This window comes from Micromonospora sp. II (assembly GCF_001709195.1).
Taxonomy (GTDB): Bacteria; Actinomycetota; Actinomycetes; order Mycobacteriales; family Micromonosporaceae; genus Micromonospora; species Micromonospora chalcea.
This window is the reverse complement of sequence record NZ_LYXF01000004.1, coordinates 129,405-148,138: the sequence shown is the minus strand read 5'-3', so window position 1 is coordinate 148,138 and position 18,734 is coordinate 129,405. Positions and strand designations below refer to the sequence as shown.

General features: G+C 71.5%; 22 protein-coding genes and 1 tRNA gene. 10 read left to right on the top strand and 13 right to left on the bottom strand.

Annotated features, from left to right (window positions below):
- Nucleotides 1–83 precede the first annotated feature (83 nt).
- Both A8711_RS01885 and A8711_RS01880 read left to right on the top strand, forming a co-directional pair.
- Nucleotides 84–494, top strand: coding sequence for an HPF/RaiA family ribosome-associated protein (locus tag A8711_RS01885; protein WP_043328869.1), 411 nt, complete (start codon nt 84–86; stop codon nt 492–494).
- 164 nt (nt 495–658) lie between these two features.
- Nucleotides 659–1,675 carry an alpha/beta hydrolase gene (locus A8711_RS01880; RefSeq protein ID WP_043328867.1) on the top strand — a complete coding sequence of 339 codons (1,017 nt, stop codon included), beginning with the start codon at nt 659–661 and terminating at the stop codon, nt 1,673–1,675.
- Between the two features lie 21 nt (nt 1,676–1,696).
- On the opposite strand, the gene A8711_RS01875 is transcribed toward A8711_RS01880, so the two are convergent.
- Complete coding sequence (locus A8711_RS01875) at nt 1,697–2,431, bottom strand: hypothetical protein (RefSeq protein WP_064448662.1); 735 nt, start codon at nt 2,429–2,431, stop codon at nt 1,697–1,699.
- A 170-nt stretch (nt 2,432–2,601) separates the two neighbouring features.
- On the opposite strand from A8711_RS01875, the gene A8711_RS01870 reads away from it, so the two are divergent.
- Nucleotides 2,602–2,677 (top strand) — tRNA-Arg (locus tag A8711_RS01870).
- A gap of 29 nt (nt 2,678–2,706) precedes the next feature.
- Here A8711_RS01870 and A8711_RS01865 read toward each other — a convergent pair.
- From A8711_RS01865 to A8711_RS01845, 5 genes are all read right to left on the bottom strand, one after another.
- Complete coding sequence (locus A8711_RS01865) at nt 2,707–3,102, bottom strand: hypothetical protein (protein ID WP_043328857.1); 396 nt, start codon at nt 3,100–3,102, stop codon at nt 2,707–2,709.
- 31 nt (nt 3,103–3,133) lie between these two features.
- Nucleotides 3,134–5,143 (bottom strand): hypothetical protein, encoded by a 2,010-nt coding sequence (locus A8711_RS01860; RefSeq protein ID WP_069087285.1) that lies wholly within the window; start codon nt 5,141–5,143, stop codon nt 3,134–3,136.
- 148 nt (nt 5,144–5,291) lie between these two features.
- On the bottom strand, nt 5,292–5,606 hold the full coding sequence (locus A8711_RS01855; protein ID WP_069087284.1) for a hypothetical protein: 315 nt from the start codon (nt 5,604–5,606) through the stop codon (nt 5,292–5,294).
- Nucleotides 5,597–6,454 (bottom strand): alpha/beta fold hydrolase, encoded by an 858-nt coding sequence (locus A8711_RS01850; protein ID WP_199744105.1) that lies wholly within the window; start codon nt 6,452–6,454, stop codon nt 5,597–5,599. Before A8711_RS01850 ends, A8711_RS01855 begins: the two co-directional genes overlap by 10 nt.
- 123 nt (nt 6,455–6,577) lie before the next feature.
- Complete coding sequence (locus tag A8711_RS01845; protein WP_069087283.1) at nt 6,578–7,303, bottom strand: SDR family oxidoreductase; 726 nt, start codon at nt 7,301–7,303, stop codon at nt 6,578–6,580.
- Nucleotides 7,304–7,378: 75 nt separating this feature from the next.
- Here A8711_RS01845 and A8711_RS01840 point away from each other — a divergent pair, with 75 nt between their 5' ends.
- Entirely contained in the window at nt 7,379–7,738 is a 360-nt protein-coding gene (locus A8711_RS01840) for a MerR family transcriptional regulator (RefSeq protein WP_176722730.1), read from the top strand.
- 157 nt (nt 7,739–7,895) lie between these two features.
- On the top strand, nt 7,896–8,342 hold the full coding sequence (locus A8711_RS01835) for a hypothetical protein (RefSeq protein WP_043328852.1): 447 nt from the start codon (nt 7,896–7,898) through the stop codon (nt 8,340–8,342).
- Here A8711_RS01835 and A8711_RS01830 read toward each other — a convergent pair.
- Both A8711_RS01830 and A8711_RS01825 read right to left on the bottom strand, forming a co-directional pair.
- Nucleotides 8,339–8,749, bottom strand: a complete 411-nt coding sequence (locus tag A8711_RS01830; RefSeq protein ID WP_069087282.1) for a TIGR03618 family F420-dependent PPOX class oxidoreductase — start codon at nt 8,747–8,749, stop codon at nt 8,339–8,341. The genes A8711_RS01835 and A8711_RS01830 overlap by 4 nt on opposite strands.
- A gap of 41 nt (nt 8,750–8,790) precedes the next feature.
- Nucleotides 8,791–9,231, bottom strand: a complete 441-nt coding sequence (locus tag A8711_RS01825) for a hypothetical protein (protein ID WP_043328848.1) — start codon at nt 9,229–9,231, stop codon at nt 8,791–8,793.
- Between the two features lie 205 nt (nt 9,232–9,436).
- Between A8711_RS01825 and A8711_RS01820 the strand changes: the two genes are divergently transcribed.
- The 4 genes from A8711_RS01820 (at nt 9,437) to A8711_RS01805 (ending at nt 13,302) form a co-directional block, all read left to right on the top strand.
- On the top strand, nt 9,437–10,612 hold the full coding sequence (locus tag A8711_RS01820) for an ATP-binding protein (protein ID WP_064448673.1): 1,176 nt from the start codon (nt 9,437–9,439) through the stop codon (nt 10,610–10,612).
- Nucleotides 10,602–11,798, top strand: coding sequence for a hypothetical protein (locus A8711_RS01815; RefSeq protein ID WP_069087281.1), 1,197 nt, complete (start codon nt 10,602–10,604; stop codon nt 11,796–11,798). The genes A8711_RS01820 and A8711_RS01815 overlap by 11 nt, the downstream gene beginning before the upstream one ends.
- On the top strand, nt 11,768–12,484 hold the full coding sequence (locus A8711_RS01810; protein WP_043328844.1) for a response regulator transcription factor: 717 nt from the start codon (nt 11,768–11,770) through the stop codon (nt 12,482–12,484). Before A8711_RS01815 ends, A8711_RS01810 begins: the two co-directional genes overlap by 31 nt.
- Before the next feature lie 74 nt (nt 12,485–12,558).
- On the top strand, nt 12,559–13,302 hold the full coding sequence (locus A8711_RS01805) for a hypothetical protein (RefSeq protein WP_069087280.1): 744 nt from the start codon (nt 12,559–12,561) through the stop codon (nt 13,300–13,302).
- 343 nt (nt 13,303–13,645) lie between these two features.
- Here the strand turns inward: A8711_RS01805 and A8711_RS01800 are convergent, their stop codons facing one another.
- Nucleotides 13,646–14,398: a 1-acyl-sn-glycerol-3-phosphate acyltransferase gene (locus A8711_RS01800; RefSeq protein WP_030502236.1), complete on the bottom strand. Its 753-nt coding sequence runs from the start codon at nt 14,396–14,398 to the stop codon at nt 13,646–13,648.
- Between the two features lie 139 nt (nt 14,399–14,537).
- Here A8711_RS01800 and A8711_RS01795 point away from each other — a divergent pair, with 139 nt between their 5' ends.
- Nucleotides 14,538–14,927: a VOC family protein gene (locus tag A8711_RS01795; RefSeq protein ID WP_043328838.1), complete on the top strand. Its 390-nt coding sequence runs from the start codon at nt 14,538–14,540 to the stop codon at nt 14,925–14,927.
- A 1-nt stretch (nt 14,928) separates the two neighbouring features.
- Here the strand turns inward: A8711_RS01795 and A8711_RS01790 are convergent, their stop codons facing one another.
- The 4 genes from A8711_RS01790 to A8711_RS01775 form a co-directional block, all read right to left on the bottom strand.
- On the bottom strand, nt 14,929–16,989 hold the full coding sequence (locus tag A8711_RS01790) for a glycogen debranching N-terminal domain-containing protein (protein WP_043328837.1): 2,061 nt from the start codon (nt 16,987–16,989) through the stop codon (nt 14,929–14,931).
- A complete protein-coding gene (locus A8711_RS01785) occupies nt 16,989–17,360 on the bottom strand; it encodes an SCP2 sterol-binding domain-containing protein (protein ID WP_043328836.1) in 372 nt (123 codons plus the stop codon). Before A8711_RS01785 ends, A8711_RS01790 begins: the two co-directional genes overlap by 1 nt.
- A gap of 160 nt (nt 17,361–17,520) precedes the next feature.
- Nucleotides 17,521–17,937, bottom strand: coding sequence for a CBS domain-containing protein (locus A8711_RS01780; protein ID WP_043328834.1), 417 nt, complete (start codon nt 17,935–17,937; stop codon nt 17,521–17,523).
- A gap of 65 nt (nt 17,938–18,002) precedes the next feature.
- Complete coding sequence (locus A8711_RS01775) at nt 18,003–18,671, bottom strand: TMEM175 family protein (protein ID WP_069087316.1); 669 nt, start codon at nt 18,669–18,671, stop codon at nt 18,003–18,005.
- Nucleotides 18,672–18,734: the final 63 nt, after the last annotated feature.

Genomic DNA, 18,734 nt, shown 5'->3' with positions numbered 1-18,734 from the left:
AATCACGCCGGTTGGGTAAGTACTTGATCAACCGAGAGAAAGGGAGCTCCGATGCTTCTCCGAGACGTCCGCGAGGCAGCGCGATGAGCGCCGTGGCGAACCCCGCGACCGTGGCCGAGTGCCTGCGGGTCGGCGCCGGGTTCTCCCAGGGCGACCGCAACTGGATCGCCGAGCAGTTCGCGACCCTGGACACCCGGCTCGCCGGCTTCCACGCCGACGCCACCGAGCTGGAGGTGTCCGTCAAGGATCGTGAGGCCCGGGGCCAGAAGGTGACCCTGGAGTGCTGGATCGCCGGCCGGCAGAAGATCGTCACCACCTCGACCGAGGAGGATCTGCACGCCGCGCTCAACGACGTCCGGGACGACCTGCGCCGCAAGCTCAACGACGCGAAGACCCGGCAGGAGCCGCGCAACAACAAGCACCTGCGCGCCGTCGACCAGCCCGAGGGCGTCCCGCTGCAGGACGCCGCACGCGAGGACGCCGAAACCGTCTGAATCCCGGCACGGCCCGCCCGCTCGGTGCCGGCGGGCGGGCCGTTCCCCGCGCCGAGGCGTTGTTAAGAAGGGGCCCTTTCTCTACCGGATGCGTTAACAAGGGCCCCCTCCTTACAGCCCAGCACCCCTACCGCCGGGTAGCGCGGCGGCGTACCGTCGCGGTCGTGGAACCGGACGTGCTGGGCGCCCCCTACGAGCGGCGGACGATCGACCTGGGCACCGACGACGAGGGGCCGGTCGTCGCGACCCTGGTGCGGCGGCGGGCCGACCGCCCGACCGGTCGCGCCGTGCTCTACGTACACGGGTTCGTCGACTACTTCTTCCAGACCCACGTAGCCGACTTCTTCGCCGAGCGCGGCTGGGACTTCTACGCGCTCGACCTGCGCAAGTACGGCCGCAGCCTGCTGGCGCACCAGACTCCGAACTTCTGCCGCGACCTGAGCGACTACTTCCCCGAGCTGGACGCCGCCGCGGAGATCATCCGGGCCGAGGAGGGCCACGACACCCTGCTCGCGATGGGCCACTCGACCGGCGGCCTGATCATCTCGCTGTGGGCGCACGACCGCCGCGACGCCGGCCTGGTTGACGGCATCGTGCTCAACAGCCCCTTCTTCGACATCAACGCGCCCTGGATGGTCCGTCGACCCCTCGCGGCCGCCGTCTCCCGCCTGGGCCGCAGGGCGCCGCAGCGTGTCCTGCCGTTCGGCCTGGGCACGGTGTACGGCGAGAGCCTGCACGCCGACCACCGGGGCGAGTGGCGGTACGACCTGGCCTGGAAGCCGCTCGCCGGGTTCCCGGTGCGGGCCGGCTGGATCAACGCGATCCGCACCGGTCAGCGTCGCCTGCGGGCCGGGCTGGACATCCCGGTGCCGGTGCTGCTCGCCTGTTCCACGCGGAGTTTCCGGGGCACGAAGTGGCACGACAGCGCCACCGGCGCCGACGCGGTGCTCGACGTCGAGCACATGGTGCGCTGGGCGCCCCGCCTCGGCCGCCACGTCACGCTGGCCCGCTTCGACGGCGGGCTGCACGACCTCACGCTGTCCAGTCCCGGCGTACGCGAGAAGGTCTTCGCGGAGGTCGGACGGTGGGCGGAGGGGTTCCTCCGCGCCGGACCGACCGAGCCGGAGCCCACGACGCCGCCGTCACCTCGGCGGCCGGCCGACGCGACTGCCGAGGGCTGAGCCGGGACCCGCCTCGCCGCTTCAGTCGGTGACGACCGCCGCGAGCGCGGCGCGGATCCGGTCGAACGTCGCGACCGGGTGCCCGCCCGCGCGCCACGGCAGCACCACGCCCAGGCAGCGCAGCGCCGGTCCGCCGTCCGGTCCGGCCTCCACCGCGAACACCGGCGCGCCCACGTAGCCGGCGGGCAGTTCCGTGGTGACCCGCACCTCGCCGCCGTCCCGGGCGACCCGCTCGACCACCGCCTCCAACGGCCGCGACCCGTCCTCACCCGCGCCCAGGGCCAGCACGAACGCCGAGACGGGCGCCGCGCCGATCCGGGCGACCGAGTCGGCCGGCGCGGCCACCGCCTCGGTGACCTGCTGGGTACGCCAGCGCCAGCCCCGGTCGTCGGCCCAGCCGTGCAGGCCGCCGGTCGGCATCGCGGCGAGCCCCAGTTCCGGCAGGTGCAGCCAGTGGTCGGCGAAACCGGGCAGGTCGATCGGCTCGTCCGCGCCCTCGGCCGGGTCCGTGACGCTCGGCCGCAGCCCGATCTCGCCGTACGCCCGGTCGGTGAGCGCGTCGGCGGTGAGCAGCCACTCGTGCGCGACCTCCCCGTCGTCTGTGGCGCCGACCAGTTCGCTGTAGAAGAAGGCGGTGCCGAGGACGCCGGGCGGCGTGCCCGGGCCGTCCGAGCCGGTGAGGGGCAGGATCGCCCGTCCGAGGAGCTGACACAGCTCGAAGACGATCTCGTTCTCGGTTTCCTGGTCGAGCAGCATCCGACGAGGGTACGGATCGCGTCCCGCCCGGCCCACGCGGGACCCGCCGGAACTGTGGTGCCGTTCCGGGCCCCGGCATGGGACGCTGAGGGGCGGAACGGACGCGCCGACCCGTACCCCCGGGCGGACGGGGAGCGGCGGTACCCTCTTGGCGCGACGACCGTCGGCGCGCGCCCGTAGCTCAGCGGATAGAGCAGGGGACTTCTAATCCCAAGGCCGCAGGTTCGAATCCTGCCGGGCGCACCATCCCCACCGCAGGCCAGATCGTCAGCGGGCTACAGGTTGTTGATCCGGGCCAGCAGCTCCGCCTCGGTCAGGTTCTCCAGGACCGCGTCCTGCTTGCGGCCCAGGACCGCCAGCAGCTTCTCCTTCTCCAGCTTCTTGGCCGCCGCCGCCTTCGCCGCCTGGTCCTCGGCGAGGCGGACGGCGATGACGTGCTTGACGACCTCCAACTTGGTCTCCAGGGTCGCCTTGGCCGGATTGGCCTCGGTGGCCACGAACGACTCGGTGTCGACGGCCTTCAGTTCAGCGTTGACCGCCTTGGCCACGTCGTCGAGGCTGAAGCCGGACTTGGCGGTCAGCGGAAGCTCCCACAACTGCTCCGTGGTCAGCAGTCCCTTGGCCGACGGATAGCGGAACTTCTCCCGCGTGGCCTTCTCAAAAATGGTCACAACGACCTCTCTCCGATTACTGGTTAGGGGATCAGAACTGGATGCTGACGAGGCGGCGCCGGCCGCCGGTCATGGTCACCTTGGCGACCACGGAGCTACGGACCGTGGAGCTGAAGCCGAGGCCGGAGAGCTGATCCGGAGAGGGCTCGCACTTGGTGCGGTCGCCGAGAACCTCGAACACCTTGCGATGCGGTTGCAGGTCGGCGCGGAGGAACTCGTTGTAGATCCCCCGCGTCGGCTGGTCGTTCACGCACCCCTTCAGGATGAAGAAGTAGTGCCGGTTGCCGACCTCGTTGTCGTCGAAGTAGTTCGGCGAGTACATGACGGTGGAGACCGGTACGAACTGTTCGGTGGTGATGCCCCACAGCTCCTTGCCCGCACTGCCTCGCTGCACGTCCTTACCGGGCCRGAAAGCGGTGATCACGCCGTCGGTGACCGTCATCCGGCCCACCTCGACGGTCTCCTTGTGGCCGACCGCGCGCTCGTGGCGGTAATGCTCGATCTTCCCGTTGCTCTCGGTCTCGATCACGAAGCCGACCTGGGCGCTGTCCCGCTTGCGGTACTGGTTCACCTCGATCCGGTACTCACCGTCGGGGACGTGGTCGGTCCAGGTGACGTTCTCCACCGGCTCGCGGGAGAGCGGCCCGCTCGCGTTCATGTCGACGTCCAGCTTGTCGCGCTTCTCCTGGTACCAGATGTGGTCGCCGTTTGGTTCGAACACGTGCAGGTCGAGGTCGTCGTGGTTGAACCAGGACAGGCTCACCCGCAGCTTGCCGGTGACGTTGCCGCCGGCCCGCTTGACCTTCTCCCGGATCGAGTCGGCGACGTTGCCGCCGTACGACCAGGCGAAATCGTTGTCCCACCTGAACAACCGCGGAGCGGCCGGGTGCCGGCCGGTCGTGAGGCTGACGAAGTGCGGCTCGTGGGTGTTGGCGACCCACAGGTCGATGGAGGTGGCGCCGGGCAGGATGTCCTTCATGAAGGAGACCACGGGGATCTCCTCCGGCTTCGCGTCACGCAGGCGTGCACCTGTCGACGTCGTGGTGGCCGCCTGCATGAGCAGCCCTTCGATGCCGTCCTTCATCTGCGGCTGGGTGTCGTTGTCGACCCAGAGCACGTTGTTGACCGACACGTCGGACAGCCGGGCGAACCGTCGCTGCAACGACTCCTCGATGCCCAACTCGTCGATGGTCTTCATGGCAGCCTTGACCATGGCCGGGGTGATCAGCGCCGTGGGGCGCTGGTAGTTCTGCGGCGCCACCTTCGTCTCGAACGACCGGACCGCCTGCTCCAGGTCGACGCCCGCGGAGAGAGCCTGGACGAGGGTGCCGATCACCGTGTTGCGGAAGCGTGCCGCCGGGTTCGTGGCGTTGGCGAAGACGAAGGCCCGTCCGTCGGCCGCCTCCGTCCACCGGTTCTGCAGCGACCGGAACTCGGCCACCGTCCGACGATGCTCCGCGCCGCGGTAGAGGGCGTTGTCGTCGATGAGGTCGACGACGGTGTCCAGAGCGTGCGGGGTCAACTCGGCCAGGCCGCGCTGGAAGACCTGCACCGCGGCGTCGAAGTCGCTCTGTGCCGCGCCGACGTCTTCGACACGGTGCCGCTTCTCCACCCGGCCGTGCAGGTGGTGCCACACCTCGACCTGGCCGTCGCGCAGCGATCGGGTGGTCTTCGTGCCGTACTGCGCCTGAGTGGACCGGAAGACGGTGGCCAACGGCAGCGAAAGGACGAACTCGTCCAGAGCGGCGGCGACGACGGAGAAGACCGGGTCGGAGGCCGAGACCCCGGACCAGAGGGTACGGACCCGCCCGTCGTGGATCTCGACGACGTTGCCGAAGTGCTTGATGAAGCCGCGGCAGGTCGAGCAGTCGTACTCGGATCGCTCGCGGAACCGCGGATTGGTGCCGGCGGGGAAGGATTCGAGGAAGGTGAGCCAGAGTGAGTCCCGGTCGAGGCCGTCGCCGACGAGGTACAACTCACCTTTGGACATGGTGGACAGACGTGAAGTCACATCCGTCACGAACTGCTGGAAATCGCCCACCGTTCATCCCCCTTGATCGCCGGAGATCCTACGGAGCGAAACGCCAATCGGAGAACCGCGTTTCCGGCCTTCCGCACGGTCACGAGACGAGTTCCAAGGACGTGTTTCAGCGCGGTGCGCTCCGCGTCGCCGGCCCTAGCCCTGCTCGTCAGCGCCCGAGGTCCAGCATGAACGGGGAGCCGGGGCGCTCGGGCTGCCAGCCCCGCTCAAGCCCTTGCCGGATGGCACTTGCGACCAGCGAAGGGAGCACCGGAGGGGCCACGGCATTCATCCAGTTGTCCGGTCGCGGTGACGCGAGTCGGACGACGAGAGTGGCGCACCCAGCCAGATCCGCGCGCTCAACGGCGAAGCTCAACGGTGACCAGGTCAGACCCTGGCTGTACGTCGGCTTCCGGCGGACGAGCCAGCAGTAGCGGTTGCCGTCGACGACGATGGGCCGACTGCCCCGCTTGTTCAGTGCCACTGATCCTTCAGCCGGGCAACCAGCGCGGCGATCAGGTCGGGGTGCTCGTCGGTGACGAGATGGCCGGCGGCGGGAACGATGTCGGCGTCCGCATGGATCCGCTGTCGTGCTCCTGCGCGCAGTCGTTCCGGGGGCAGGAACACGTCGTGGTGTCCGCTCGCGACCACGACCGGCATCGTGTGAGCGGCCGCCGGTACGAGGTCGTCGGAGCTCACCGGACGGGCGTACCGGGCGACCAGCGTCATCCATTCCACCAGTTCGGCGCGGGGCTCCTGGCCGGGAGCAGACAGGATGCGTAGCAGTCGACGGCTCGAATCAGCGCGTGGCCGCACCAGCCAGGCCAGGAACGCCAGCAGGACACGGGGTGTGATCCGGAGCCGGCACAACCCGCCTGGAGACACGGCGACCTTTCCCCGAATCCGCGAATGATCCGCGGCGAGCGTGACAGCGCCGCCGAACGAATGCCCGAGCACCACGACCGGCCCGGCGGTGGTCTTCTCGATGACCTCTCCCAGCCACGAGCCGTACCACGTGAGCCGGCCACCGGCGGTGCCCGCTTCGTCGGAGCTCAGCCCTGGCTGGCCTGGAATGTCGGCGGCGACCACCCGACAGCGCTGGGCCAGGGCAGTGAGCAGCGGCAGGTAGGCGGTGCTGCTGAAGCGGTCACCGGCGACGAAGACGACTGTGACCGGGCCCGCGCCGACGGAGACGACGTGAGTGTCTTCGGCCTGGGCGCGAATCACGCGTCGATCGTGCGGGACCGGCCATGCAGTCAACTGTTCCTCGCACCACCGGCGGATCCTGTCCCGGCCCGCAGCGGTTCGATAGATCGAGGTCACCTGCTGCATCCTGCATCAGGGTGATCGGAAGCGCCACGACACCCTCCGGGTCACCGTCAACGCGCTGCAACCGGTCGGCGATGTGGCGCCTCAGCGAACGCGGCCACGACCGGCACGTACCGCCAGGCCCGGTCAGGCCGCCAGCGCCGCCAGGGCGCGGTCCATCGCGGCGTTGAACTCCTCCGGCGTCAGCGTCAGCCGGGACTTGACGTCCCGGCTCCACTGGTCGGCCAGCACCTCGGCGGCACCCGCCTCGACGCCGTCGAACGCCGCGTCGGCCAGATCGGACGGCGCGATCTTGTCGACGGGCCAGCCCGCTGACATGTCGGTGTCGGCCAGGCCGAGGTGCACCGCCGTCACGAGCGTGCCCTGGTCGGCGAGTTCCAGTCGTACGCCGTTGGTCATGGCCCAGGCGGCGGCCTTGGTCAGGTGGTACGCGCCGGCGCCCCTGGTCCCGAACCACGACATGGCGGAGAGCACGTTCACGATCGCGCCTCCGCCGTTGCGGGCGAGTGCCGGCGCGAACGCGCGGATCATCGTCAGGTGGCCGAGCACGTTGGTCTCCACCTCGTGCCGTACCGCCTCCAGCGAACCGGTCACCAGGTCGGTTCCGGTCTGGATGCCGGCGTTGTTGACGAGCAGCGTGACGTCCGGGGCGGCAGCGGCGACGGCCCGTACGGATGCGGGGCTGGTGATGTCGAGCGGCAGCGCCTCGACGCCGGGCAGGTCGACGGTCTCCGGCCGGCGGGCGGTCGCGTAGACCTTGCGGGCGCCGCGTTCGAGCAGGCGCTGAGCGAAGGCGCGGCCCAGGCCGCGGTTGGCGCCGGTGACGAGGGCTACCGAGTCGTTGATGTCCATGCCCGGTACGCTAAAACCTGACGTTGACGTCAGAGGCAAGTGTTGATCGCCGAAACCGGGGTGAGAGGGGTCACCGTGACCGAGCCGCTGATCCGCATCGGCGAGGTGGCGCGCAACGCCGGTGTCTCGGTACGGGCCGTGCGCTACTACGAGGAGCAGGGCCTTCTCGTCCCCAGGCGCAGCCCGTCCGGCCAGCGCCTCTACCGGCCGGACACGGTCACGCTGGTCCGGTTCATCCAGCAGATGTACGCGGCGGGCCTGACCAGCAGCCGGATCGCCGAACTCCTGCCGTGCTGGGACTCCGGGCACACCGACCCCGGGCAGCGGGCCATGCTGCGCGCCGAGCGCGAGCGCATCCAGGCCAAGGTCGACGATCTCCGGGCGGCCCTGGACCGCCTCGACGAGGTCATCGCGATCACCGATTCGCACCCGTAGGCGCGATCGCCCGCGCAGGCCCGACGACAGACGCAAGGCGGAGAGTGGCACAGGAATCCTGGTCGCGTCGACCCGCCGGTTTCGTCGGTGGTGTCGGGCATGATCGCGTGCGCCGCCGCACGACGGCGGTCGACGAGCGGGATCACCGGGAGGCAGCGTGGGCGCATCGGGATGGACCTACTTCGTGGCGTACCAGCCGGATGCCCAGGCCGCGCTTGACGAACTGCGCCGGCAGGTCTTCGAGACCGGCGACTACTGGTGGGCGGCGCCGGGCGAGTTCGGTGCGTCCGCCGCCGACTTCCCGGACCGTCCCCGCAGCGAGGAGGAGCTGTGGGCGGACGAGCGGGTACAGGAGTCCGGCACCCACTCCATCCTGGACATGTCGCGGGTGCTGACCGACGGCGAGGAGCCCGGCTTCGGGACGTTCCAGCGGGTGACCGAGGCCGAGGCGCTCGCACGCGTGGGCGTCGCCAGGCCGACCCGCGCGCACGTCGAGGCGCTCGCGCCGCTGGCCGAGCAGCGCTGGTTCGGCCGGTACGCCGTGCTGCACGACGAGGCGGGCGTCCCGAGCGAGATCTACTTCTGGGGGTTCTCCGGGGACTAGCGTGCCCGGCCGGCGAGCAGCCACCGCCGGACGGGCACCTCCAGCAGCACCCGTTCACTGTCCGGTGTGACCGGCTGCCGGATGTCCCAGCCGCCGTACTTCTCAGCGAACGCCGCCACGATCGCGGGCGGGAAGCCGGCACGGTGCAGTCGGGCGACGCCCTCCGCGACGACCGGGTGGACGCCGTCCTCCAGGGCGAGCGAGACGCGGGGGTCGGCCGCCACGTTGCGGGCCTTGACGCTGCGGCCCYCGCAGCCGATCCACCAGACGCCGTCGGCGTAGACGAACCACACCGGCGTCATGTGCGGTGAGCCGTCCCGGCGCAGCGTGCAGAGCCAGACGTTGCGTTCGCGGGCGAGCCGGTCCTCGACGGCCGGGGGAACCGGTGCGGTGGGAGATGGGGCCATGCGACAAGTGGATCAGGTGCGCGCGGAGGAGCGCCACCGGCTCACTCGCAGATCCGCCACTCCCCGTCCTCCTTGACCATCGGGAACGACTGCGTCACGTTGGTCCCGACCGCCGGGGTGAACCGGATGGTCGTCGACCCGCTCACCCGGCCGTTGTTGTTCGACACGTTGAGCCCGGTGATCTCGTAGCCGGTGAACTCCGGCTGGGAGGACTGCTGCCGGGTGAAGTCCGCCTCGCTGACCCGGTCGCGTACGCGGGTGCAGAGCTGCCGGTACGCGGCGGGATAGTCGCGGTCGACGATCGCCTCGGCGTAGGTCTGTGCTGTGGAGCGCGCCGGGCCGGTGGCTTCCTGCACGACCCGGAAGAGGAAGAAGCCACCGAGCACACCGCCGGAGCAACAGATCGCCAGCACCACGCCGAGCACGATGAACAGGGTTCGCTTGGACTTCTTCGGCGGCACCATGGCCGGCTGGTATGCCATACCCCGCAGGGTAGGAGACGCCGGCAACCGTAAACCGGAGGCCGCGGCTCCGCTTCTCGGCGGGCGCTGAGCCTCGGCTGCTTTACGCCGGTGCGAAACTCGTCAAGCACCAAGGGTGACCAGTACCCACAAACCGTGTTATTCTCCGGCGTCAATCTATGCCGCGCGGACCCGGCCGGGTCGCTGCCGGAAGGACATCCCCCCGATGCCGGTCGCTGCCGCCACGTCTCTGCCCGGGTCCACCCAGGCCCGGCCGGCGGCTGAGGCGTTCACGCTGATCTTCACGACGCTTCCCGCGCTTCTGCGACTCACCTGCGGTCTGGTCGGCGCGGTGGTCGCGCTGTCGGTGCGGACACCGCCGGTGCGGGTGGCGCTGCTGATCCCCGCGGTCGTCGTCCTCACCGTCTGGTCGGTCTGGTACGCCTGGCGGGCGTTCCGGCACGGCATCGACGGGCCGCTGGTGGCCGGCGACGTCGCGCTCACCACCGCCGCCGCGCTCGCCGTCCCGTGGCTGGTCGCGCCGGAGGTGCTGCCGGGCGAGGCGAGCTGGATCGCGGTGCTGGCCAGCTCGACGGTGATCAACACGCAGGCCACCGCGCCGGCCCGCTGGTCGGTGCCGGCCGGGCTGCTGGTCACCGCCGCGTACGTCACCGGCACCACGCTGGCCGGCAACCCGGTCGAGGCGCGGGCGCACGCCGGGACGCTGCTGGTGCAGACCGGAAGCGCGGCGGTGATGACAGCGGTGATGCGCCGCCGGATCGCCCGCGCCGACGCCGCGTTCGCCGACTACCAGCGGCTGTCCCACGAGGCGGTGGTCGCGCGCGCCGCCCGCGAGGACGAACGGCGGCAGAACCGCGACCTGCACGACACCGTGCTGGGCACGCTCACCATGGTCGGCCTCGGCGCGGTACCCGACTCGGCGACGTTGCGCGAGCGGTGCGCGCACGATCTGCGTACCCTCACCGCCCTGGCGGGCGCGCGGTCCGCGACCGCGGCCGGCGAGGCCGACCTGGACGAACGGCTGCGCCAGGTGCTCGCCGGAACGCCCGGGCCGGCGGTGACCGCGACGCTCGCGCCCTGCCGGCTGCCGGCGGAGGTCGCCACGGCGCTCGCCGACAGCGCCGCCGCCGCGCTCGCGAACGTGGCGCGGCACGCACCCGGCGCGACCGCGTCGCTGCGCCTGGCCCGCGAGGGCGGCGCCGTCGTGGTCGAGGTGGTCGACGACGGTCCGGGCTTCGACCCCGCCACGGTCCCGGCCCACCGGTACGGGCTGCGCGAGTCGATCCACGGGCGGATGACCACTGTGGGTGGACGCGCGCTGGTGACCTCCGCCCCTGGCGCGGGCACCCGGATTCGGCTGGAGTGGTCCGATGCCGACTGAGTCGGGTGCGGCGGTGACCACCGACTCCGTGCTGCGTCCCCTTCCCCGGCCGCGGGTGGCGACGCGCCCCGGACCGGCCACCGCACCGCCGGAGGCGCACGCGGTGGCCGACGCCTCCGACGGGGGCGCGCGGATCGCCGCCATCGTCATCGCGGCGGCCTGGCACCTGGCGATCGCGCTGCCGGCCGTGTTGCGGGCGGGACCGGGAATGGCCTTCCCCGCCGTGGTGGCGGTGGGCTGGCTGGTGACCGCGCTGATCGGGGTCTGGGCCGGCGTACTACTGCTGCGCGGCGAACTGCCCCCGGCCCGGAGCCTGGCCGCGGCGCTGCTGGTGGTCGACGCGGCGGTCGTCGCGGGCGCCGGCGAGCGCTTCCTGTTCAGCACCGCCAACTGGGTGTGGGGCGGTCTGGCGTGGTTCTTCCTGCTGGCGCTCTGGCGGCGGCCGGTGCGCTGGCTGCTGGTCATGCTCGCCGCGCACGGCGCGATCGCGGTGACCGCGGTGGTGCTGTACGGCGCGACCGCGTCGGCCGATCTGAGCCGGGCCACGATGTACGTTTACGGCACCTCCACCCTGCCGGTGGCGGTCTTCGTCGGCGCGGCGGCGCTCACCGCGCAGGCCCGGGCCCGGGCCGCCACCGCGGCGGCGGCGCTGGCCGTGGCGGCGGAGCGGGAGGCGGCCGAGCGGGCCCGCACCGAGCGCCAGGAACGGCTCGCTCTGGTCAGCGGCACCGCCGAGGAGGTGCTGGCCGAGCTGGCGGCGGGCGACGCCGACCCGGCCGACCCGGCGGTGCGGCGGCGGGCGGTGCTGGCCGCGGCCCGGCTGCGCCGGCTCATCGCCGAGTCCGACGACGTGCCCGACGCGCTGCTGCACGAGCTGCGCGCGGCGGCCGACCTGGCCGAACGCAACGGGCTGCCGATCGACCTGGTGGCGGTCGGCACGCCGCCGGAGCTGCCGGTGGAGATCCGGCGCGGGCTGGCCGACCCGCTCACGGCAGGGCTCGCCGCGGCCGAGGGCTGGGCGCGGCTGACAGTGGTCGCGGGACCGGACGAGGTGGTGGTCAGCCTGGTGACACCGGACCACGACGGCCCGGACGAGACGACGACCGGTGGGGGCGGACCGGTGGAACACCTGCACGAGCGGGACGGGGAGATCAGATGGACGCAGACCCGCTGGCGGCGGACGTGAACGCCGGGTGGCCGATCGGGGTGGCGATCGTGGACGACCATCCGGTGGTGATCGACGGGGTGCGGGCCTGGCTGGCCGGCGAGCCGCGGTTGCGGGTGGTGGCCACCGGCGACGACCCGGACGAGGTGCTACGGGCCGCGCCCGACGCCGAGGTGGTGCTGCTCGACCTGCGCCTGCACGGCCGGATGGTGCTGGACAAGCTGGCCGAGCTGAGCGCGGCCGGGCGCCGGGTGGTGGTCTACTCCGAGCACAGCGACCCGCCGACCATGCTGGCCGCGCTGGACGCGGGCGCGGTGGCGTTCCTGGCCAAGCACGAGGGACGCGAGCACTGTGTGGGCACCGTGCTGGCGGCGGCGCAGGACCGGCCGTACGTGCCGCCCGCACTGGCCGGCGCGATGGTCGGCGACGCCCGGCCGGATCGTCCGGCCCTGTCGGACAAGGAGCGCGAGGCGCTGCTGTTGTGGTTCCAGTCGATGTCGAAGGCGTCGGTGGCGCGCCGGATGCAGATCAGCGAGCACACAGTGAAGCAGTACGTCGACCGAGCGCGGATCAAGTACACCCGAGCGGGGCGTCCGGCTGCCACGAAGGCGGCCCTGCTCGCCCGCGCGATCGAGGACGGACTCGTCCGACCGGAAGATATCGGCATCTACCGGTCGCAGGCGTCGGCCGACCGGCCGACCCCCTAACAGGTGTCATGACAATCACCCTACGAATCCGGCAGGCTCCCTGATACCGCCAACCGTCACCGGGAGGTCGTACCGTGCCGGAGGACGCCGCACCCTTCTTCGTCGGACCGCATCGGTTCGACGCCGACGCCGACCCCACCCGTCCCGTGCTGGACCGGCGTTACGCGCTGGTGCCCGAGCCGGGTGAGCGCATACTCGGGCATCAGTTGCTGCGGGTCGCCGGTCACCTGCTGGGCCCCACCGAGGACGTCCGCTGCTGGGCGCTGCCCGCGCCGGCGACGATCACCGTGACCGACCGCCGGCTGGCGTACGTCTGCAGCGGTTCCGAGTTGTCAGTGGTCCCCGGGCAGGACAGCCGGACGGGTGCCCGGCACCGGCGCCCGGTCCGGCTGTCCCGCCTGGTCAGCGGTCAGATCCGCTGGCAGTGGCCGTCCCGGCTGGAACTGGTCGATCACGGCGACGGCACAGCCGAGCTGCGCGTGGTCTGCGACGCGCTGCGCACCATCCGGCAGCCGGCGCTGGCACTGACCGGCCCGGTCGGGCCGGTCGCCGGGCTGGCCCGGCAGGTCCGCCGCGCGGTGGCCGGATACCGCCTGGCCAACCCCGATCTGGTCGACCTCTCACCGCCGGAGCGGGACGTGCTCGCCACCCGGGTCGCCGCCTCCCCCGGCCCGATGCTCGGCACGGTGACGCTGCCGGGCTCGCTGCCGGTGGAGTTCCTGTCCCGCGACGACTACTACCGTCCGCCGGTGGCCGAGGCGTCGCCGTGGGCGCTGTCCGACGTCCCGGCCCGCGACCAGCCCGGTTCCGCCTGCTGACCCTCCCCCGAGCGCGCATCCTCTGCGGCATGGAGGTGCATCCTTGCGCGGTGCGGCTGTCCTCAGTCGGCGGAACAGGTGAGCGTTCTCGGCGGCCCTTTCCTCGTATGTGCGTGGTGGGCGGCCGAAGATCTCGGCAACGGAGGGGCGTTGCGTGAGACTCCACTCGCTCAGTTCGGCCGGGCGCGCACCACACTCCTGGAGGGCACACCACCAGATGAGACGAACGTACTACGTCATGAGATCTGTGTAGATCTTGGTACGAAAGGTCCCTCATGGGGGCCTTTTCGTACCAAGATCTACCGAGCCGAGCCGAGCCGAGCCGAGCTGCGGACCGCGGGGGTCAGGAGGCGCTGCGGGTGCGGCGCTCGGAGCGGTCCAGCTCGACGGCCTCCTCCGGGGTGGGCGCGCTGCCGCCCAGGTGGGCCGGCTGCCACCAGGTGTCGTCCGGGCCGGACGGCTGGTCCGGGTACTCCCGCTGGGCCCGGTCGACGAGCGCCGACAGCCGGGTACGCAGGTCGGCGGTCATGACTGTGGCGTCCGGGTAGGCGGCCGGGTCCATCGGATCGCCGACGATGATGGTGATCGGCGTGTGCCGGCGGGTGAGCGTGCGCGGGCGGCCCTTGGTCCACAGGCGCTGGGTGCCCCAGAGCGCGACCGGCAGCAGCGGCACGCCGGCTTCCTGCGACATCCGGGCCGCGCCGTTCTTGAGGTCCTTGACGACGAAGGAGCGGCTGATCGTCGCCTCCGGGAAGACGCCGACCACCTCGCCGCGGCGCAGCGCGCTCACCGCGGCGGCGTACGAGCCGGCGCCGGCGGCCCGGTTGACCGGGATGTGCTTCATGCCGCGCATGAGCGGCCCGGAGACGCGGTGCCGGAAGACGCTGTCCTTGGCCATGAAGCGGACCAGCCGCTTGGCCGGGTGCGCGCCGTAGCCGCAGAAGATGAAGTCGAGGTAGCTCACGTGGTTGGATGCGAGCACGGCGCCGCCGGTGGGCGGCACGTGCTCGCTGCCGGACACGTCGAGGCGCAGGTCGAGAAGCCGGAACATCGTCTTCGCGGCGGTGATCACGGGTGGGTACACGAGTTCCGACATGGCGAAACTTTACCCCGGGTAGGTTACGCGACCGTAGGGCCGACTGCCCTCGGCAGACCGGGCCCGCGTACCGGGGGCGGTGTCCGCCGCGTTCCTGGACAACGTCCTGCCCGCCGTCGCGGGCGACTAGGTTCGAGGCATGCCCGACCTCGCCGCGATCGTCATCCACTGCCGCGACCCGTACCTGCTCGCGCCGTTCTGGAGCGCGGTCACCGGGCTGCCGGTGGTCGAGGAGGACCGGGTAAAGCTCGCCGAGGGCACGCTCGCCCCGGCCGAGGCGGTGCTGCTGCGCGACCCGCACGGGCGGCGGCCGGACCTGTGGATCAGCCCCGCCGCCGAGCTGCCCGCGCCCGGTCGGATCCACCTCGACCTGGTCGGCGACGCCGAGGAGCGGGCCGCCGTGCTGGAGGCGGGCGCGACAGTGGTACGCGAGCTGCCGCGCTGGACCGTGCTGGCCGACCCGGAGGGCAACGAGTTCTGCCTGCTGCCGCCGGACGAGGCGCACACCGCGCGTCCGCCCGGGCACTGACTCATTCGGCCAGCTCGTCGAGGTCGAGCCGGCCCCGGGCGAACGCGTCCACCCGGCCCCAGCGGCCCGGGATGTCCAGCACCTCGATGCGTCCCATGCCCATCGGCAGGCGCGGGTCCACCGCCAGGTGCCCCTCGTGCGGCTCAAGGCCCAGCATGGTGCGGATCAGCAGCAGCGGCGCGCCGGTGGACCACGCCTGCGGACTGCACGCGGTCGGGTACTCCACCGGGAACTTCGTCAGCTCCCGCTGGTAGCCGCCGAATGCCTCGGGCAGTCGGCCGTCGAAGTAGGCGGCCGCGTCGAGGATGCCGTTGGCCACGGTGGCCGCCTCCTCGTTGAAGCCGTACCGGCGCAGGCCCCAGGCGACGAACGAGTTGTCGAACGGCCAGATCGTGCCGTTGTGGTAGCCGATCGGGTTGTAGCGGACCTCGCCCTCGGCCAGCGTCCGCACCCCCCAGCCGGACCAGAGCCGGGGCCCCACCAGGTGCTCGGCGACACTCGACGCCCGTTCCTCGTCCACGATCCCGCTCCACAGCAGGTGGCCGATGTTGGAGCTGAGCACGTCGCACTGGCGCCCGTCCGGGTCCAGCGCGAGCGCGTAGAAGCCGCGGTCGGCGACCCACCAGTCCTGGTTGAAGCGCCGCTTCAGCTCCGCGGCCTCGCGTTCGAGCTGGTCGGCGTACGTGTGGTCGCCCCAGAACACCCGGGCCAGCCGGGCCGCGCGCATCTTCGCGTCGTACGCGTAGCCCTGCACCTCACAGGTGGCCCGGGGAAACGGCGGCAGCGTGCCGTCGGCGTACGAGATGGAGTCCCACGAGTCCTTCCAGCACTGGTTCTCCAGGCCGGTGTCGGTGTTGCGCCGCTCGTACCAGATGTAGCCGTTGCCGATCAGGTCGGCGTACTTGTCGATCCACCTCAGCGCGGCCCGGCACTCCAGTTCCAGCTCCTTGACCAGCGCCCCGTCGCCGGTCCACCGCTCGTACTCGTCGAGCAGCACCACGAACAGCGGGGTGGCGTCCACCGAGCCGTAGTACGGCGAGTGCGGCTGCTCCTCGAACGCGGCGGTCTCGCCGTAGCGCATCTCGTGCAGGATCCGGCCCGGGTCCTCGTCCCGGAAGTCGTCGAACCGGGTGCCCTGCAGCGCGGCGAGGATCCGCAGCGTGGTCTTCGACATCTCCGGCGCGAACGGCAGCACCTGCAGGCAGGTGAGGATGCTGTCCCGGCCGAACATGGTCATGAACCAGGGCAGGCCGGCCGCGGGCAGCGTCTGCCCGCCGAGCGACAGCGGCGAGAAGCGCAGCGCAGCGAGGTCGACCAGGCTCCGCCGGTAGGTCGCGGCGAGATCTTCGTGCTCGCTGTTCAGTTTCGGGGCCCGGCTGATCCACTCCTCCAGGTCGTGCTGGAGCGCGAGCCGCTCGACGCCGTGGGCGCGCAGCCCGATCCGCAGGTCCCGGCCGCCGGGACCGATGGCGAACGTCTGCACGTCGATGACGGCGTCCCACTGCTCGTTGGGTTCCAGCCGCAGGCTCCAGGCGAAGCCGCGCTGGTCGTAGCGGGCCGGCTGGTTGGCGGAGACGACGGTCTCGCGCCGGAAGTTGCCCCGCCGGTAGCCCAGGCGCAGCCGGTCCGACTCGGCCTCGGCGTACAGCTCGCCCTTCTTGTTCAGGATCTCGTCCTTGATCTGGAAGAGGTCGGCGAAGTCGGACCCGGCGTCCATCCGGACCTCCAGGTCGACCGCCTTCTCGTCGTGGTTGAGGATGGTCAGCGTCTCCCGGAAGCTGCCGCCCACCGCCCGTTCCCGGATCACCGACAGCTTCGCGTCGATGTAGTGCGTGGCCATGCCGGGCACCAGGAAGAACCGGGCCTCGTAGTACTGCAGGTCGTCGTAGGACAGGACGTTGAGCCGCTCGCCGTTGACGGTGAGCACCCACTTCGACAGGTAGCGCGTGTCGAGCGAGAAGAGACCCGTCGGCTCGTTCGGGGTGGCCTCGATGTCGCCGCTGTCCTCGCTGACCACGAACGTGTTGCCGTCCAGGATGCGGACGGTGTTCTGCCCGGGCATCAGGCGCCCCTCCCACCGAACGTGTGACGTGGTCCCCGGGAGTCCGGCGGACCGGGGAAGACCCGCTCGACCTGCAACACCAGCCGGAGGTCGCCGACGACAGTCATGTCGCCGCGCAGCAGCGCCGCGATGGCGTTCTCCTCACCGCCGACCAGCTCGGCGAAGAGGCGCGGCTCGGTGCCGACCACGGTGTCCGCCTCGCCGTCCTCCTGCCGGACCCGCAGGTTGCCCCGTTCTATCTCCAGCAGCCAGTGCGTGGTGTGCGGGCCCTCGTGCAGGTCGAAGCGCAGCGTTCCGGATGTCTTGACTAACAGGGGCTCGAACCCCCGCCGGTCCAGGTCCTCGAAGAATCTTGTGGCCATGTCCACCATCCGGGCGACTCCTCCCGCGTTCCGCGGTCTTCCGTCCGGGATGCGGTGTCCCCACCCGTTCCGCGGTCAACCTCGCCCGATCCGGGTGACCGCCGCGTCGCCTGCGTGACGCGGAACGCCGGCCCCCGAACCGGGAGCCGGCGTCACCGCGTCGGTCAGGTCAGTTGTTGGGGTCGTCGGCGCTGATGTCCGCGAGCACCGACTGGGGTTCCCGCTCGACCGCCAGGTCACCCATGGAGATGAGGCCGATCAGCCGGCCGTCCTCGACCACCGGGAGCCGGCGGACCGCGTACGTGCGCATCAGGTCGGCGGCGGCCACCGCGTCGTCGTACTGGCTCACCGTCACCACGTCCTTGCTGGTGATCTGGTTGAGCCGGGTGGAGGTGGGATCCATGTCCTCGGCCACGCCCCGCACCGTGATGTCCCGGTCCGTGACGATACCGACCACGTTGTCGCCGTCGGTCACCACCACGTCGCCGATGGCGCTGTCGCGCATCTCCTGCGCCGCGGCGGTGAGCGTGTCGTTGCCGTCCATCGTCACCAACCGGGTCGTCATGAACTCTCCGACCGTTGTCATGGTGCTCCCCTCTCGGTGTCGGCACGGCGGTCTACCCGCCGCCCGAGGCGGGGTAACGCGGGGCGTCACCGCCGGTGGCGCAGGCGCCGGCGCAGGTCGTAGAAGCCGTTGCTGGACAGCCCGTAGAAGATCGGCAGCAGCAGGAGCACCACGAGCGCCACCGGCACGCTCAGGAACACGCCCACCAGACCGGCGATCGCGTACGCGAGGACGCCGAGCAGCGCCCGGACGCGTTCGGCCTCGAAGAAACGGGCGGGGACGTGCGGCTCCAGCAGTTCCGGGTGCCGGCTCAGGTAGTGGTAGAGCCACAGCCAGGTGATCGACAGGATCACGCCGACCAGCCCGTACGCGGACACCGCGACCCGCTCGTCGAAGACGTCGCCCTCCTCCACGGCGCGGGAGACGAGCGCGGTGACGAACGGCAGCAGCGCCACGCTGAACAGCACGCCGAGGTTGGCCCAGTGCAGTCCCCGGTCGGCGCAGCGGACCCGGTGGAACGTCCCCTTGTGGTTCAGCCAGTTGACCGCCACGTACAGGTAGGACGTGACGTAGGCGAGGTAGACCGGCCACTGGTCGAGCAGCGCGCGCAGCATTCCGCCCGGCGCCGTCTCGGGCACCCGCAGGTCGAGGACCAGCAGCGTGATGACGATGGCGAAGACCGCGTCGCTGAACCCGATCGCCCGGCCCGTGTCCGAACGCATCCCGGCGGCCTCGGTGTCCCCTTCGGCCGTCATCGGCACCTCCGCCCTGCCGGCGCGCGGGGCGGCCGGCGACCCGGCGGGCATACCCGCTGAGCG